Annotated in this window: 12 protein-coding genes and 2 tRNA genes; 10 read left to right on the plus strand and 4 right to left on the minus strand. The window is 73.0% G+C overall.

Annotation, left to right across the window (positions count from 1 at the left end; translation table 11 throughout):
• Window positions 1-65: 65 nt before the first annotated feature.
• Together M8H82_RS14415 and M8H82_RS14420 are read right to left on the minus strand one after the other, a co-directional pair.
• A complete protein-coding gene (locus tag M8H82_RS14415; RefSeq protein WP_250073800.1) occupies window positions 66-4,223 on the minus strand; it encodes a PAS domain-containing protein in 4,158 nt (1,385 codons plus the stop codon).
• A gap of 232 nt (window positions 4,224-4,455) precedes the next feature.
• The gene (locus tag M8H82_RS14420; protein WP_284048865.1) at window positions 4,456-5,034 is read right to left on the minus strand and encodes an SSI family serine proteinase inhibitor; all 579 of its coding nucleotides are present in this window, start codon (window positions 5,032-5,034) and stop codon (window positions 4,456-4,458) included.
• Between the two features lie 169 nt (window positions 5,035-5,203).
• On the opposite strand from M8H82_RS14420, the gene M8H82_RS14425 reads away from it, so the two are divergent.
• Both M8H82_RS14425 and M8H82_RS14430 read left to right on the plus strand, forming a co-directional pair.
• A tRNA-Ser gene (locus M8H82_RS14425) sits at window positions 5,204-5,294 on the plus strand.
• 185 nt (window positions 5,295-5,479) lie between these two features.
• Window positions 5,480-5,552, plus strand: a tRNA-Arg gene (locus M8H82_RS14430).
• A 57-nt stretch (window positions 5,553-5,609) separates the two neighbouring features.
• Here the strand turns inward: M8H82_RS14430 and M8H82_RS14435 are convergent.
• Window positions 5,610-6,092, minus strand: coding sequence for a GtrA family protein (locus M8H82_RS14435; protein ID WP_250073802.1), 483 nt, complete (start codon window positions 6,090-6,092; stop codon window positions 5,610-5,612).
• 183 nt (window positions 6,093-6,275) lie between these two features.
• A complete protein-coding gene (locus M8H82_RS14440; RefSeq protein ID WP_250073804.1) occupies window positions 6,276-6,755 on the minus strand; it encodes a MarR family winged helix-turn-helix transcriptional regulator in 480 nt (159 codons plus the stop codon).
• A gap of 91 nt (window positions 6,756-6,846) precedes the next feature.
• On the opposite strand from M8H82_RS14440, the gene M8H82_RS14445 reads away from it, so the two are divergent.
• The 8 genes from M8H82_RS14445 to M8H82_RS14480 all read left to right on the plus strand — a co-directional run bounded on the left by M8H82_RS14445 (window position 6,847) and on the right by M8H82_RS14480 (window position 16,452).
• Window positions 6,847-7,218, plus strand: a complete 372-nt coding sequence (locus tag M8H82_RS14445) for an HGxxPAAW family protein (RefSeq protein WP_250073807.1) — start codon at window positions 6,847-6,849, stop codon at window positions 7,216-7,218.
• A 64-nt stretch (window positions 7,219-7,282) separates the two neighbouring features.
• Window positions 7,283-8,161, plus strand: coding sequence for a DUF2797 domain-containing protein (locus tag M8H82_RS14450; protein ID WP_250073810.1), 879 nt, complete (start codon window positions 7,283-7,285; stop codon window positions 8,159-8,161).
• Between the two features lie 117 nt (window positions 8,162-8,278).
• Window positions 8,279-9,019: a response regulator transcription factor gene (locus M8H82_RS14455; RefSeq protein WP_250073812.1), complete on the plus strand. Its 741-nt coding sequence runs from the start codon at window positions 8,279-8,281 to the stop codon at window positions 9,017-9,019.
• Window positions 9,016-10,674, plus strand: a complete 1,659-nt coding sequence (locus tag M8H82_RS14460; protein WP_250073816.1) for a HAMP domain-containing sensor histidine kinase — start codon at window positions 9,016-9,018, stop codon at window positions 10,672-10,674. Before M8H82_RS14455 ends, M8H82_RS14460 begins: the two co-directional genes overlap by 4 nt.
• Before the next feature lie 14 nt (window positions 10,675-10,688).
• The gene (locus M8H82_RS14465) at window positions 10,689-12,053 is read left to right on the plus strand and encodes a bifunctional glycosyltransferase family 2/GtrA family protein (RefSeq protein ID WP_250073819.1); all 1,365 of its coding nucleotides are present in this window, start codon (window positions 10,689-10,691) and stop codon (window positions 12,051-12,053) included.
• The gene (locus tag M8H82_RS14470; protein WP_250073821.1) at window positions 12,050-14,119 is read left to right on the plus strand and encodes a glycosyltransferase family 39 protein; all 2,070 of its coding nucleotides are present in this window, start codon (window positions 12,050-12,052) and stop codon (window positions 14,117-14,119) included. Before M8H82_RS14465 ends, M8H82_RS14470 begins: the two co-directional genes overlap by 4 nt.
• 63 nt (window positions 14,120-14,182) lie before the next feature.
• Complete coding sequence (locus tag M8H82_RS14475; protein WP_250073823.1) at window positions 14,183-15,706, plus strand: MFS transporter; 1,524 nt, start codon at window positions 14,183-14,185, stop codon at window positions 15,704-15,706.
• Window positions 15,700-16,452 (plus strand): TetR/AcrR family transcriptional regulator, encoded by a 753-nt coding sequence (locus M8H82_RS14480; protein ID WP_250073825.1) that lies wholly within the window; start codon window positions 15,700-15,702, stop codon window positions 16,450-16,452. Before M8H82_RS14475 ends, M8H82_RS14480 begins: the two co-directional genes overlap by 7 nt.
• Window positions 16,453-16,454: the final 2 nt, after the last annotated feature.

The following is a 16,454-nucleotide window of genomic DNA, read 5'->3' on the forward strand; positions in this document are numbered from 1 at the left end:
CTGACCCACGATCGAACAGAGCCCCCGGCAACGGCCGGGGGCTCTGGTGTGCGTGCGTACGGCGGCTAGTTGGTGCCGATCCGCGCCAGCAGGTCCACGATCCGGTTCTGCACCTCGGGGCTCGTCGACCGCTCCGCGAGGAACAGCACCGTCTCGCCCGAGGCGAGCCGCGGCAGGTCGGCCTGGTCCACGGCGGCGGTGTAGACGACCAGCGGAGTGCGGTTGAGCTGGCCGTTCGCGCGCAGCCAGTCGATGATCCCGGTGAACCCGGCCTGGCGGCGGTGCACCTGCATCAGGTCCATCACGACCAGGTTCGGCCGGAACTGCCCCGCCAGCGTCACCGCGTCCACATCGCTCGCGGCCCGCGCCACCTGCATCCCGCGCCGCTCCAGCGTCGCGGTCAGCGCCAGCGCGATCTCCGCGTGCTCCTCGATCAGCAGCACCCGCGGCGGATGCTGCTCGCTGTCCCGGGGCGCCAGCGCCTTCAGCAGTACGGCGGGGTCGGCGCCGTACGCCGCCTCCCGCGAGGCCTGACCGAGCCCCGCCGTCACCATCACCGGCACCTCGGCGGCCACCGCGGCCTGCCGCAGGGACTGCAGGGCGGTACGGGTGATCGGACCGGTCAACGGGTCCACGAACAGCGCGGCCGGGAACGCCGCGATCTGCGCGTCCACCTCCTCGCGCGAGTGCACGATGACGGGCCGGTAGCCGCGGTCGCTCAGCGCCTGCTGCGTGGTGACGTCCGGGGCAGGCCACACCAGCAGCCGTCGCGGGTTGTCCAGTGGCTCCGGGGGCAGCTCGTCGTCCATCGGCTGCGGCCGCGGGGTGTCCGCGACCTCCACCGCGCCGCCCGGCCCGTCCAGCGGCTCGGGCCCCTCGGCGGCGTTCTCGTCCGGCGCGCCTATGGCGTACGACCGTCCCGTGCCCTCGGTGCCCTGCGCCAGCCGGGACTGCCCGGTCGGCGACGGCTGGGCCTGCGGCCGTGCCGTCTGCTCCGCCGGGGCCGCGCCCACCGCATCGGGCCGCGTCCCCAGCTTGCGCCGACGGCCGCCGCCGTTCGTCTGGTGCGGGGGCGGCGTCGCCGACTGCTGCTGCACCTGCGCCGCCTGCCGTGTGAACGGCACGCCCTGGCCCAGGGTCCGCACACTGATCGCCCGCCCCTGCGTGGAGTTCGGATCCACGGGGGCGGCGGCCTCGGCGGGCAGCGGCTGCGCCGCGCGCGGCCTCTCGGCCTCCGGGGGCAACGGGGTGCCCTGGGACGGCGTCCCCTGCGCGGGGGTGCCCGCGACGGGCGCCGGCTGCGGCGGGGCGGGGTTCGGGGGTACGGCCGTACCGGCGCCGGTGGTGTCGTCCGCGCCGGGCCACGGCTGGGCGGCGACGGGGGTGCCCTGTGCCGGAGCGGCGGCCTCGGCGGGCAGCGGAAGCGCGGCGGGGGCCTGCGCCTCGGGGTGCGGCGCCGCGGGGGCTCCGGCCTCCGGGACCGGCTGCGCCACGGCCCGCCGACGGCGCCCGGTGGGGGCGCTCGTGGGATGAGGCTGCGGCGGCGTGTGGTCGTCGGCCTGATCGTGCGGTACGGCGTCGTGCCGGCCGTCGTCCGCGGCGGGGGCGGGGGCGGGGACTGGGACGGAGGCGGGGTGGGGTGCCGGGGGCTGGACTACTTGGGACTGGTTCGGAACCGGGGCCTGGCCGTGAGGAGGAACCGGAGCCTGGCCCTGGGCCGGAACCGGGCCGTGGCCCTGGACCGGAACCGGGCCGTGGCCCTGGACCGGAACCGGGCCGTGGCCCTGGGCCGGAACCGGGGCCTGAGGCGGCACCGGCGCCTGCTGCTCCGGCCGGTCCGCGTCGGCCGGAGGCAGGGCGAACACCGTACGAGGTCCCGCCTCCTGCGCGGCCGCACGCTCGTTCGCGGCCGCCAGCGCCCGCCGCCGGCGCCCGGTCGGCTGCCCGTCCTCGGCAGAGCCGGAGTCGATACCGGGGCCGGAACCGGGGCCGGAACCGGAGTCGATACCGGGGCCGGAGTCCGTGCCGGACCCGCCCTGCGCCGGAATCGGCCCGGACGAGACCGCGGGCAATGCCGGAGGCAGCGCGTGCTGTTCGCCGGAGTCCCGCCGGGCCCGCCGTCCGCCCGGCCCGGGCACGCCCTGCGGCGGCACCGTGCCGCCGAGACCGGTCCCCACGGCAGCGGTGCCCGCGGCATGCTCGGCGGCCGTGACCACGGCGCCCTCGGACACCCCCGCGCCGGTGCCGTCCGCACCGGCGATCTCGGCCGGACGCCCGCGCCGCCGCCCCGTACCGCCGGACGCGTCGGCCGGTGCCTGCGCCTGAGCCGGAACGGGCGCCGCCTCCACCGCCCGCCGCCTGCGCCGTCCGGTCGGCGCGGACTCGGGCGCGGACTCGCTCCCGGCGCCGCCCGGCTGCCCGGCCACCTCGCTGTCCAGGAAGGCGTCCACGGAGGCTCGCCGGGCCCGCCGCCGCCCGCCGCCGGAGGTCTGCTCGACGGCTTCCGCCTCGGCCTCGGCCGGAGGGGCGACCAGGGCGACCTCGGAGCCCGGAACCGCCCCGGCGCCACCGCCGATCGGCACCTCCAGCACGAACGCGCTGCCGCTCATCCCGGGCACCTCGTGGGTCTGCAGCACACCGCCGTGCGCCCGCACGATCCCGCGCACGATCGGCTCGTGCACCGGGTCTCCCCCGGGGTACGGCCCGCGCACCTCGATCCGTACGACCTCACCGCGCTGCGCCGCCGCCACGACGACCGTGTTGTCCATGTAGCCGCCCGCCGACACGGGCGCGTTGCCGGTCGCGTCGACGCCCGCGACATCGGCGACCAGATGCGCCAGCGCGGTCGCGAGCATCCGGGAGTCGACCTCCGCCTCGATGGGCGGCGCGTGCACGGCGAACTGCACCCGGCCGGGGCCGATGAGTTCGACGGCCCCGTCGACACCGGCGGCGACCACGGCGTCGAGCATCACCTTCGTACGCGTGATCCCCTCGCTGCCGGTGTCGAGCCGCTGATAGCCGAGGACGTTGTCGATGAGGGTGGTGATCCGGGAGTACCCGGCCGACAGATGGTGCAGCACCTGGTTGGCCTCGGGCCACAGCTGCCCCGCGTCGTCCGCGGCCAGCGCCGCCAGCTCGCGGCGCAGTTCGTCCAGCGGCCCGCGCAGCGACTGGGCGAGCAGTGTCAGCAGCTGCTCGTGCCGCCCGGCGAGGGCCTCGTAGCGGTCCTTCTCGCGCTCCCCGAGCGCCGCGTACCGCTCCTCGTTGGCGCCGAGTTCCTCCTCGTGCCGCTCCTGGAGCCCTTCCAGCTCGGTCACGTGCTTCTGGCGCAGCGCGGTGAGCTCGGAGGCGTGCTCCTCGGAGAGCCGCTCCAGCTCCTCCTCGTGGCGCTTCTCGGCGGCGGCCTTCTCCGCGGCGAGGGCGTCGTAGGGCCGCCGGTCGGTGAAGGTCATCACGGCGCCGACGAGCTGGTCGCCGTCGCGCACGGGTGCGGTGGTCAGGTCGACCGCCACCTGCTCGCCGCTCTTGGCGAACAGCACCTGCCCGCGCACCCGGTGCTTGCGCCCGGAGCGCAGGGTGTCGGCGAGCGGGGACTCCTCGTACGGGAAGGGCGTGCCGTCGGGCCGGGAGTGCAGGACGAGGTCGTGCAGCTCGCGCCCGCCGAGGTCGCTGGCCCGGTACCCCAGTATCTGGGCGGCGGCCGGGTTGACCAGGACGATCCGTCCGTCGGTGTCGGTGCCCACGACACCCTCGGCGGCGGCCCGCAGGATCATCTCGGTCTGCCGCTGCGAGCGGGCCAGCTCGGCCTCGGTGTCGATGGTCCCGGACAGGTCACGGACGACGAGCATCAGCAGCTCGTCGCTGGTGTAGCCGTAACCGTCGTAGGCCTGCTGGCCGTTCTCCAGGTTCGCGGAGGTGACCTCGACGGGGAACTCGGTGCCGTCGGTGCGGCGGGCCATCATCCGGGTCGGCTTGGTCCGCCCGCGCGGGTCCATGTGGTCGGGCCGGCGCATGGAGCCCGGGATCAGCTTGGAGTCGAACTGCGGCAGCAGATCGAGCAGCCCGCGCCCCACCAGCGCGGTGCCCGGGGCCTCGAAGGCCTCCAGGGCGATGGTGTTGGCGTTGACGACGGTCCCGTTGGCGTTGACCAGCACCAACGCATCGGGCAGCGCGTCGAGTATGGCTGCGAGGCGAGCAGCGCCTCGGGATGGCCTGCTGCTCACGAGACGCTTCCCTCCTGTTACCGCACCTTGCCGACCGCTCGGGCCATCTTGCCAACCTGCCCGCGACGTGTCACGCGAGGGAGTCTAAGGGCTGGGGGTGTGATGGCGGCCCCGGATGAGAGGGAGGTCGCACGACGAAGTGACCCAGAACGTATGAGCGCGTCCGCGAGCAGCCCGCTCACGGCCCGCTTGCTTCGCGAGACCTTCGCGGGACATTTACCCGGTCGCTGCGTCACACGCGGCCGGCCCGCCGCAGGTCGGGCAGGACGGGAACCATCCGGTCCCAGCGGGCGATCTCGCACCCGTCACCCCGGTCGAACCGCGCGTCCACCGGCCGCCCGCGCCAGGTCCCGGTGACATGAGCGGTGGCCGCCCCGCCGTACTGCATGGTGCACACGCTGCCCCGCGGTACGGGGGAGAAGGCGTCCTTGCCCCAGCGGGCCCCGCGGTCGAGGGCCGCGCAGGCGCCGGAGACGTCGGGATGGTCGCCGCCGCCGGGGTGGCAGTACAGCTCGTACCGCCCGTCGGCACCGCCGCCGGCGTTCCGGACGGTGACGGTGAGGTGGTCACCGGAGCGGGCGGTGGCCGGAGGTACGGCAGCGGTGGGCACGGCGGAGATGACGGAAGCGGCGAGCCCCGGCACAGCGGGGCCCGCGACGGCCGGGCCGGTGGCCGCGACGGATCCGGTGGCGACCACCGAGCCGGTGGCGACGACCGAGCCGGTGGCGACGACCAGGAACCGGCTCAGCCGGCGGGTGCGGGAGGGACGGGGGGCGCGATGGCCGCCGGAGGGGCGGGAGACCTGCAACATGACCTGACTAACGCCCCGCGCGCCGGGACGTTGCGCCCCTGCCCGACCAGCGACAAGGGCTTTGCCCCACACCCCGCCTGCCTAGTACCGTGGGGGGCGATTGGTGACACCGCGCTCGACTGTGTCATCATCGGCACGCACCAATCGCGCTCGCGCGTGCGGATGTGCTGGAGGCGTCGCCTAGTCCGGTCTATGGCGCCGCACTGCTAATGCGGTTTGGGCCTCAAAGCCCATCGAGGGTTCAAATCCCTCCGCCTCCGCCGTAGATCACGAAGCCCCGGTCACCCGACCGGGGCTTCAGTGTTTCCCGACCGCTCCAGAGCTGTTTTCGCAGGTCACAAGGGGTATGGCCAATGGATTTCACATGGCGGCGGCAGTCATGTAATGTTCTTCCTGTCGCCGCGAGCGGCCCGGAAGGGCAAGGAGCGGCGGGAAAACAGAACAAGCACTCGTAGCTTAACGGATAGAGCATCTGACTACGGATCAGAAGGTTGCAGGTTCGAATCCTGCCGAGTGCACATCGACAGGAAGCCCCGGAGAGATCCGGGGCTTCCTGCGTTATGGGGCGGCTTCGGTCAGGCGAGGGTGGCCGCGTTCTTCGGGGTGAGGGAGAACCTGATCGGTGCCGGGCGGGACGGTGCCGATTTCACCGGGGCGGTGGCGTCGCCCGTGAAGACGAACAGCCGCAGCACCAGGAAGCGGCCGATCCCGGCGAGTGCGGCGGCGGTGAGGTAGACCGTCTGCTCCCACAGCAGGGTGGGGGACGGCTCCACCAGGTGCAGGAGCAGGATCGCGGCGGACGTCACCGCGTACGCCACCGCCGCGGAGCCCGCCGACTGCAGGTGCCGGCGCAGGCCCGGCCGGCTGCCCGTGCCGAAGGTGAACAGGGCGTGCAGCTCGGTGCAGAGCAGCGTGGAGGCCACGGTGATCAGCGCGTTGGCCACCGCCCACGGCATCGAGTGCGCCAGCAGCGGCACCGTGGCTCCGGAGGCCAGTCCGACGCCGCCCCCGCACACCACGAACCGGGCGAAGGACGCGAGCGGTGACGGCGACGTCATGGAACGTCCTTCCGGGGAGGGGGCGTTGAGCCGGAGCGGCGGCTTACGGCTGTCGTGTTCCGCCGTGTCCAACGATCCCGTGATCCCGGTTCCCGCACGAGGAGGTGAGCTCCCCGATCGGGGGTGTGGCCAGCCCTACCAAGGCAGTTGGGTCCGCTCCAGGTACGGCGTCCTGCGTGAGTCTCAGCCGTCGCCCTGCCGGAGCTCGTCGATGTACTGCTGGGCCAGCCCCGTGGTCCGGGTGAACCAGTCGGTCAGTACGGCGATCTCGTCGGGCGAGTAGTCGGCGAACAGGGCGTTGAGGCGGCCGTAGTAGGGCCCGTACAGCGCCTCCACGCGCGTGACGGCGTCCGGTACCGCGGCCACGCGGACCCGGCGCCGGTCGGCCGGGTCGGGGACGCGGGTGATGTAGCCGCCGCGCTCGAGCCGGTTGAGGATGCCGGTCATCGCGCCGGTGGTGACGTGGGCGTGCTCGGCGAGGTCGCCCGCGGTGAGCAGGTTCTCGCCCGCCTTCAGGACGCAGGCGAAGCAGAGCAGGTCGGTGATGTTCAGGCCCAGCCGCTGGGCCATCTCCTGCTGGCCGAGCAGATGGGCCGCGATGAGGGAGTCCATCGCCTCCAGCGCCTGGGCTGGGGTGGCGGCGGGGCGCGACGTGGCGGACATGAGGGTGTTATTACCTTAGCTCGTGAGGGATTTCTGCGCTAAACTTCTTACGAGGTAAGAGGTTCTGCTGGCTTCGAGGTGGGGCGGATACGTGAGCGCACATCAGTATGACCACGGACATACGGTCGCGGGGTGGACCGGCTTCGGCATAGCGACCGTCGGAACCGCGGCACTGGGCGTCGGCGTCTGCACGGTGTCCGGCGCCTGGCTGGCCCTCGGCTTCGTGATCGTGGCCGGGGCCCTGCTGGTCACCTGGACGCTGCATCTCGCGGGATGGGGGAAGCCGTCGGGACGGCGGCCGCGGGAGGAGTGGCCGATGCGGGCGCGCGACTCGCAGGCGCGTCAGGGGCACGCCGGGTGCCTGGGGTGCCGGCTGGCCGGACGGGGGCGCCGGGAGGTGGTCCCCGACGTGGTGACGGTGCCCGCGAGTGAGCCGGTACTCCTGGCGTCCGCCGCCGAGTGAACGGGCCTGTCCCGTACGGCCGTCCCCAGGCCGTTGTCAGTCCCCCCGCCTAGTCTCGACGGTGATGGAACAGGCGTCGTGGATGTGTTCGGGGCTGCGGTGGTCGTCTGCGACGGGGCCCGTGCTGGAGTGGGACGGCGGGCGGCGCAGTGCGCTGGTCCGGGGGAAGCGTGTCGCCTTCGGGGTGGCGGGAGGGGGTGTGCGGACGTGCATCGGGGCCAGGGGGCATGCCTGTCCCGTGCGGGCCCCCGTGCCGGGGCGCAGTGTCGGCGGGCGGTGCGAGGAGTGTGCCCGGCTGGACCGTGCGCACTCGGTGGCTGCGGACACCCTCGCCGACGATCCCCGGCCGTACCGCGTCTATCTGGCCTGGTTCGGGACCGGCCTGGTCAAGGTCGGGATCACCGCCGAGGAACGGGGCTCGGCGCGCCTTCTTGAGCAGGGTGCGGTCTGTTTCAGCTGGCTGGGCACCGGGCCGCTGATGGCCGCCCGGCGGACCGAGGAGCTGCTGCGGGCCGCGCTGCGCGTGCCCGACCGGATTCCGTACGCCGACAAGCGGGCCGTACGCTCCGCCCTTCCCGGCACCGAGGGCGAGCGGTCCGCGGAGCTGGAGCGGCTGCATGCGCAGGCCCTCGCTCTTCCCGCCTGGCCGGACTCCCTCACCCCCGCGCCCTGCCGCCCCGTCGATCACGTGCACGCCTTCGGCCTCACGGGCCTCCCGCCCGCCGCCGGAGAAGTCACCGAACTGGTCGCCGGCGCCGCCCTCCACGGCCAACTCCTCGCCGCGGCAGGCCCCGACCTCCATCTGCGGACGCCGGACGGAGTCGTCGTCCTCGACACCCGCCTGCTCCGAGGCTGGCCCCTGATACCCGCGACGGACGACGCCCCGCCCTTCCCGATCCGTGAACCGAAGCCGGCCCACCCGCCCCAGGAGGGCCTGTTCTGAACCAGGACGCCCTGAGAACCTCCCGGAAAACCTGACCGAGAACCCCCTGTGTGTTTCTCAGGGAAATCACAGGTTGCCGAAAGTGTGTTCTCAGAGGGGACCGACAGCGTGGCGGGCATGACCACGACCTCGCCCCAGGGGCGCACCGAACTGCTGAGGCCGGACGGGAGCCCCGTCCGCGTGCTTGTGGTGGACGACGAGTTGTCGATCACCGAGCTGCTGTCGATGGCACTGCGCTACGAAGGCTGGCAGATCCGCAGCGCCGGGGACGGCACCGGTGCCGTCCAGGCCGCGCGCGAGTTCCGGCCCGACGCCGTCGTCCTCGACATGATGCTGCCCGACATGGACGGACTCGCGGTCCTGGGCCGCCTGCGGCGCGAGCTGCCCCAGGTGCCCGTCCTCTTCCTCACCGCCAAGGACGCCGTCGAGGACCGGATCGCCGGGCTCACCGCCGGCGGTGACGACTACGTCACCAAGCCGTTCAGCCTCGAAGAGGTCGTCGCCCGGCTGCGCGGACTGATCCGCCGTTCCGGCGCCGCCGACCGCCGCTCCGACTCCGTGCTCGTCGTCGGCGATCTCACCCTCGACGAGGACAGCCACGAGGTCAGCCGGGGCGGGGACTCCATCCATCTCACCGCCACCGAGTTCGAGTTGCTGCGCTTCCTGATGCGCAACCCGCGCCGCGTGCTCAGCAAGGCGCAGATACTCGACCGGGTCTGGTCCTACGACTTCGGCGGCCAGGCCAACGTCGTCGAGCTGTACATCTCCTACCTGCGGCGGAAGATCGACGCGGGCCGGGAGCCGATGATCCACACCCGGCGCGGAGCCGGATACCTGATCAAGCCCGCCGCCTCGTGAGCGGGCGACGACGGACGCGTCCGCAGCAGACGCGAGCGGGACAGCCGCGCACCCTGCGGACACGGCTCGTCGTCGCTTCCGTGGTCCTGATCGCCGTGGTCTGCGCGGTGATCGGCACGGTGACCACGCTGGCGCTGCGCTCCCACCTCTACGCCCAGCTCGACGGACGGCTGACCGAGGTCACCGGCCGCGTCGCCGGTTTCGGCGGACCCCACGGCGACGGCAACCCCGACGCCAACCCCGACAACGCCGACGACAGCGCCGACGACAACGCCCAAGCCGACGGCGACGCGGCCGACGCCCCGCAGCCCTTCAGCCTCGACGACATCGTCACCCGCGGCCCCCAACCCCAGGGCACGGTCGTCGCCGAGGTCGAGCGCGGCTCCATCACCGCCGCCAAGGTCGGCGTGCAGGACGACACCAGCACCGAACTCAGCGGCCTGGAGTCCGAGGACCTCACCGAGAGCCAGGTCCAGGCGCTCGACTCCGTGCCCCGGGACGGCCGCAAACACACCGTGGACCTCGGCGAGCTGGGTGACTACCGGGTCCAGTACGCCTCCGGCGACAACGGCAGCTTCTACGTCGCCGTCCCCACCGAGGAAGCCGACAACACCCTCGACACCCTGATCCTCATCGAGATCAGCGTCACCGCCGCCGGCCTGATCGCCGCCTCCCTCGCCGGAACCGTCATCGTCGGCGTCGCCACCCGCCCCCTGCGCAAGGTCGCCGCCACCGCCACCCGCGTCTCCGAACTCCCGCTGCACACCGGCGAGGTGAACCTCGAGGAGCGGGTCCCGGAGTCCGAGTGCGACCCGCACACCGAGGTCGGCCGGGTCGGCGCCGCTCTGAACCGCATGCTGGACCACGTCCACGGCGCCCTGCACTCCCGCCAGCAGAGCGAGACACGGGTACGGCAGTTCGTCGCCGACGCCGGCCACGAGCTCAGAACCCCGCTCGCCTCCATCCGCGGCTACGCCGAGCTGACCCGGCGCGGCCGGGAGGACGTCGGCCCCGACACCCGGCACGCCCTGGGCCGGATCGAGTCCGAGGCGGGCCGCATGACCCTGTTGGTGGAGGATCTGCTCCTGCTGGCCAGGCTGGACGCCGGCCGGCCGCTCCGGTTCGAGCAGACCGACCTCGTCCCCCTCGTCGTCGACACCGTCAGCGACGCCCGGGCGGCCGGCCGCGACCACAACTGGCGCCTCGACCTGCCCGACGAACCCGCCCTGATCAGCGCGGACGCGGCCCGGCTGCAACAGGTCCTGGTCAACCTGCTGGCCAACGCCCGCACCCACACCCCGCCGGGGACGACGGTCACCGCGCGCGTGCAGCGGCGCGGTCCCTGGACGTGCGTGGACGTCGAGGACGACGGCCCGGGCGTCCCGCCCGAGTTGCTGCCGCACGTCTTCGAACGGTTCGCGCGCGGCGACACCTCGCGCTCCCGCGCCTCCGGCTCGACCGGTCTCGGCCTTGCCATCGTGCAGGCCGTCACCACCGCGCACGGCGGTGCCGTGACCGTGGACAGCGTGCCCGGGCGGACCGTCTTCACGGTCCATCTGCCCCCGCTCACCGTCCGGCCGGCCACCGAAACCCGCGGGCAGCCTCACTCACAGGCACAGCACAGCACCACCACACGGGCACGACAGGGCAGTTGAGAAAAGTCGGTTCCATGCGAACCGACTCTTCTCCCGGCACTCTGCCGGCGCGGGAGCACCTCCCGGCCACAGACGCCGGTACGCCTACGCCTGTCCTGGACGTAGTGATCCCCGTCCACAACGAGGAGAAGGACCTCCAGCCGTGTGTGCGGAGACTGCACGAGCACCTGCGGCGCACCTTCCCGTACCCGTTCCGCATCACGATCGCGGACAACGCCTCGACGGACACCACTCCCGAGGTGTCCCGGCGGCTGGAGGCGGAGATCCCGGAGGTCCGGGCCGTCCGCTTGGAGCAGAAGGGCCGCGGCCGCGCCCTGCGCACCGTGTGGTCCGCCTCGGACGCCCCGGTCCTCGCCTACATGGACGTGGATCTGTCCACCGACCTCAACGCCCTGCTGCCACTGGTGGCCCCGCTGATCTCGGGCCACTCGGACCTGGCGATCGGCTCCCGTCTCGCCCGCTCCTCCCGGGTCGTGCGCGGCCCGAAGCGGGAGTTCATCAGCCGCTCGTACAACCTCATCCTGCGCGGCTCGCTCCAGGCCCGGTTCTCGGACGCGCAGTGCGGGTTCAAGGCGATCCGCCGTGAGGTGGCCCAAGTGCTGCTGCCGCTGGTGGAGGACAGCGGCTGGTTCTTCGACACCGAGATGCTGGTGCTCGCCGAGCGCGCGGGACTGCGTATCCACGAGGTGCCCGTCGACTGGGTCGACGACCCGGACTCCACCGTCCGCATCGTCAGGACGGCCGCCGACGATCTGAAGGGCGTGTGGCGGATCGGCAAGGCCCTGGCCACCGGTTCGCTGCCGCTGGACCGCCTCGCCCGCCCCTTCGGCGACGATCCGCGCGACCGCGACCTCCAGGACGTGCCGAAGGGGCTGGCCCGTCAGCTCGTCGGATTCTGCGTGGTCGGCGCGCTGTCCACGCTGTTCTACCTGCTGCTCTACAGCGGGTTGCGCCAGTTCACCGGTGCGCAGCCGGCCAACGCCCTGGCCCTGCTGGTCTCGGCGGTCGCCAACACGGCCGCCAACCGGCGCCTCACCTTCGGGGTGCGCGGCCCCGGCGGGGCGGTGCGGCACCAGGCGCAGGGCCTGGTGGTCCTCGCCATCGGACTCGCCCTGACCAGCGGCTCGCTGGCCGCCCTGAACACGGCGGCCGGGGACCCCGGGCACTCCACCGAACTGGCGGTCCTGATCGCCGCCAACCTCGCGGCGACCGTGCTGCGGTTCCTCCTCTTCCGGGTGTGGGTCTTCCCGGACCGCCGCGAGGAGCCGCCGCCGACGGCCGTGCGGCACATCCCGGCGTACGCCGTACCGCAGCCGCCGCTCCCGCGGCCCCCGCAGCCCGTGCGGCCCTCCGACCACCGACCGGGGGAGCCCCGATGACCAGCACTTACCGTACGGCCGTGCAGGAGCCGCCCGCTCCCACGGCCGCCGGGCCCGAGCGGCCGTTCCTGCGCGGACTGTGGCGCGGCAGGACCGGGGACCCGCGCTGGGCGCGCCCGGCCTTCCTCGGCCTGCTGCTCGCCACCGCGGTGCTCTACCTCTGGAATCTGAGCGCCTCCGGCTACGCCAACTCCTTCTACTCCGCGGCCGTCCAGGCCGGCAGCCAGTCCTGGAAGGCGTTCTTCTTCGGCTCGCTGGACGCGGCCGGCGCGATCACCGTCGACAAGCCCCCGGCCGCGCTGTGGCCGATGGCGCTGTCGGTACGGATCTTCGGCCTGAACTCATGGGCGATCCTCGTCCCCGAGGTGCTGATGGGCGTCGGCACGGTCGCCGTCGTGTACGCGGCCGTCCGCCGCCGGTTCAGTCCGGCCGCCGGTCTGATCGCGGGCGCGGTGCTCGCGCTGACGCCGGTCGCGGCGCTGATGTTCCGGTTCAACAACCCGGACGCGCTGCTGGCCCTGCTGATGACCCTGGCCTGCTACTTCGTCATCCGCGGCCTGGAGGACGGCCGTACGAAGTGGCTGCTGTGGGCCGGGGCCGCGATCGGCTTCGCGTTCCTCGCCAAGACGCTCCAGGCGTTCCTGATCCTGCCCGCGCTGGCCTTCGCCCACGCCGTCTGCGCCCCGGTGAGGGTGAGGAAGCGGATCGGACAGCTGGCGGCGGGACTGGCCGCGATCGTCGTCTCGGGCGGCTGGTGGGTGGCGGTCGTGGAGTGGTGGCCGGCGTCCTCCCGCCCGTACATCGGCGGCTCCCAGAACAACTCCTTCCTCGAGCTGACCTTCGGCTACAACGGTCTCGGCCGGCTGAACGGCGAGGAGACCGGCAGCGTCGGCGGCGGTGGCGGTGGCGGCACCGGGCAGTGGGGCGAGACCGGCTGGGACCGGCTGTTCGGCGCCGGCATCGGCGGCCAGATCTCCTGGCTGCTCCCGGCCGCGCTGATCCTGCTGATCGCGGGCCTGGTGGCCACCCACAAGGCCGAGCGCACCTCGGTGACCCGTGGTTCGTTCCTCGTCTGGGGCGGCGCGCTGCTGACCACCATGGTGGTCTTCAGCTACATGCAGGGCATCTTCCACGAGTACTACACGGTGGCGCTCGCCCCCTGCATCGCTCCCCTGGTCGGGATGGGCTCGGTGCTGCTGTGGGAGAAGCGGGACAGGGCGTGGGCGTCGGGGACCCTGGCGACCGCGGCGGCGGCCACCGCGGCCTGGGGGTACGTCCTGCTCAACCGGTCCGCCGACTACCTGCCCTGGCTGAAGTGGCTGGTGCTGGTCGGCGGTCTGCTCGCCGCGCTCGGGCTCGTCTTCGCGAGCAGGCTGGGTCGCCGAGCGGCCATGGCGGTGGCCGGACTCGGGCTGGTGGCGGCGCTGGCCGGGCCCGCGGCGTACACCCTCACCACGGTGAGCGAGGGGCACTCCGGCTCGATCGTGACCGCGGGACCCTCGGTGCAGGGCGGCCGTGGCGGCGGTCCGGGCGGGGGTGGCTTCCCGGACGGCGGGGGCATGCCGGGCCGGCAGAACCAGCAGGGCGGCGGCACGGGCGGGCCCCCGGTAAACGGGACCGGCCGGATGCCGGGTCAGCAGAACCAGCAGGACGGTGACGGCGGTACCCCCGGTGGCGGGGGCGGCGGCATGGGCGGTCTGCTCAACGGCGCCACGGTCGCCGACGAGGCCACGGACCTCCTGACGGAGAACGCCGCGGACTACACCTGGGCCGCCGCGGCCATCGGCGCCCAGAACGCCGCGAGCTACCAACTCTCCACCGGAGAGCCCGTGATGGCGATCGGCGGCTTCAACGGCACCGACCCCTCCCCGACGCTCTCCCAATTCAAGGACTATGTGGCGGACGGCCGGATCCACTACTTCATCTCCAGCGGCTCCGGCGGCGGCATGGGCGGCTCCGACAGCGGTACGTCCGCCCGGATCACGGAGTGGGTCGAGGCCAACTTCAAGCAGGTCACGGCCGGTTCCGCCACCTTCTACGACCTGACGCGGAAGGCGGGCGGCTGAGCGCCGCAGCAGACGGGAGAAACGCGCTGTACACCGTATGAGAGCTGTTCTACGGTGTACAGCATGTCCGTCTCCGCACCCGTCACCGTCTCCCAGGGCCACCCCCAGCGCTGGCTGATCCTCGGCGTCATCTGCCTGGCGCAGCTCACCGTCGTCCTGGACAACACCGTCCTGAACGTCGCCATCCCCTCGCTGACCAGCGAGCTGGACGCGGCCACCTCGGACATCCAGTGGATGATCAACGCGTACTCGCTGGTGCAGTCCGGACTGCTGCTCACCGCGGGCAGCGCCGCCGACCGCTACGGCCGCAAGAAGATGCTGATCACCGGCCTGGCCCTGTTCGGCGCCGGTTCGCTGACGGCCGGACTCGCCGACACCACCGGCCAGTTGATCGCCGCCCGGGCGGGCATGGGCGTGGGCGGGGCGCTGCTGCTGACCACCACGCTCGCCGTCGTGATGCAGATCTTCGCCCCCGAGGAGCACGCCAAGGCCATCGGCATCTGGGCCGCGGTCAACGCGCTCGGCTTCGCCTGCGGCCCGCTGCTCGGCGGCTTCATGCTGGACCACTTCTGGTGGGGCGCGATCTTCCTGATCAACCTGCCGGTCGTGGTGCTGGGCCTGGTCGCCGCCGTCACCCTGGTCCCCGAGTCGAAGAACCCCCGCGGCGACCGGCCCGACCTGCTCGGCGCCCTGCTCTCCACGATCGGCATGGCCTCCCTGGTCTTCGCGATCATCTCCGGACCCGAGCACGGCTGGACCTCGGCCCGGGTGCTGGGGTCGGCGGCCGTCGCGGGCGGAGTGCTGGCGGCCTTCGCCTACTGGGAGAGCCGGATCCCGTACCCCATGCTCGACCTGCACTTCTTCAAGAACCAGCGGTTCACGGGGGCGATCGCGGGCGCGGTGCTGATCACCTTCGGCATGGGCGGCTCGCTCTTCCTGCTCACCCAGCACATGCAGTTCGTCCTCGGCTACGGCCCGCTGGAGGCCGGTCTGCGCACGGCACCGCTCGCGCTCGCGATCGTGGCCCTGAACTTCACCGGAGTGGCGGCCAAGTGGGCGGCCAGGCTCGGCAACCCGGCCGCCATCGGGGTCGGCATGGCCCTGATGGCCTGCGGCCTGGCGTCGATCGCCCTGCTCACCGCGAGCGGGTACACCGGAACGCTGCTGGGCCTGCTCCTCATAGGCGCCGGTGCGGCGATCGCCAACCCGGCGATGGCGCACGCGATCATGAGCTCGATCCCGCCGGAGAAGGCGGGCATCGGGGCCGGGATCAACGGGACCGTGGCGGAGTTCGGGCAGGGCCTGGGCGTGGCCGTGCTCGGGGCCGTGCTCACCTCCCGCTTCGCGGCGCTCGTCCCGGTGGCCGCGTCCTCGTTCCCGGCGGCGATGGCGGCGGCCGACGGCGAGGCCCGGCGCAGCGAGATCAGGGACGCGTTCGCCTCCGGCCTGGAGAGCAGTCAGTTGGTGGGCGCGGTGGCCGTGCTGCTCGGCGGGTTGGTGGCGGCGACGTTGCTGCGCAGGGCGGAGCGGGCAGACTCGGGTGACATGACCCGCACGCAGCAGGACCAGGAAGGTGCGCCATGGTGAAGGCAGCCGAGCGGGCCAGCGTATGGCTGGAGGCCAAGGGGCGCCGCGGCGGCCGGGGCGGGGGGCAGCCCTCCGGCCTCGACCGGGACCGGATCACCGAGGTGACCGTACGGCTGCTCGACGCGGAAGGGCTCACCAAGTTCTCCATGCGCCGGCTGGCCACCGAGCTGAACGTCACGGCCATGTCCGTCTACTGGTACGTCGACACCAAGGACGACCTCCTCGAACTCGCCCTGGACACGGTCTACGGCGAACTCCGGCTCCCCGACCCGGAGGCCGACGAGGACTGGCGCGACCAACTGCGCACGCTGGCCCGCGAGTACCGGGCCCTGCTGGTCCGCCACCCGTGGATCTCCCCGCTGGCCGGGACCTACCTCAACATCGGGCCGAACTCCCTGGCCTTCTCCCGGGTGGTCCAGCGCGTGATCCGCAGGACGGGGCTGCCGGCCGAGGGCGTGACGGGCGCGATCTCGGCCGTCTTCCAGTTCGTGTACGGCTACGGCACGATCGAGGGCCACTTCTTCGCCCGGGTCCAGGACGCGGGCATGACCCCCGACGCCTGGTTCCAGCACGCCATGAAGACGGTGAGCGAGTCCCCCTCGACCGCGGAGGTCGTCGACGAGGCCAAGGACATCATGGCGGCCCGGGGCGGCGACACGGTCGAGGAGATGCTGGAGCGGGACTTCGTCTTCGCCCTGGACCTGCTGGTCGCGGGCATCGAGGCGATGGTGGCGAGAGGACGATAGGA

It is taken from the genome of Streptomyces sp. YS415 (genome assembly GCF_023544665.1).
Taxonomy (GTDB): Bacteria; Actinomycetota; Actinomycetes; order Streptomycetales; family Streptomycetaceae; genus Streptomyces.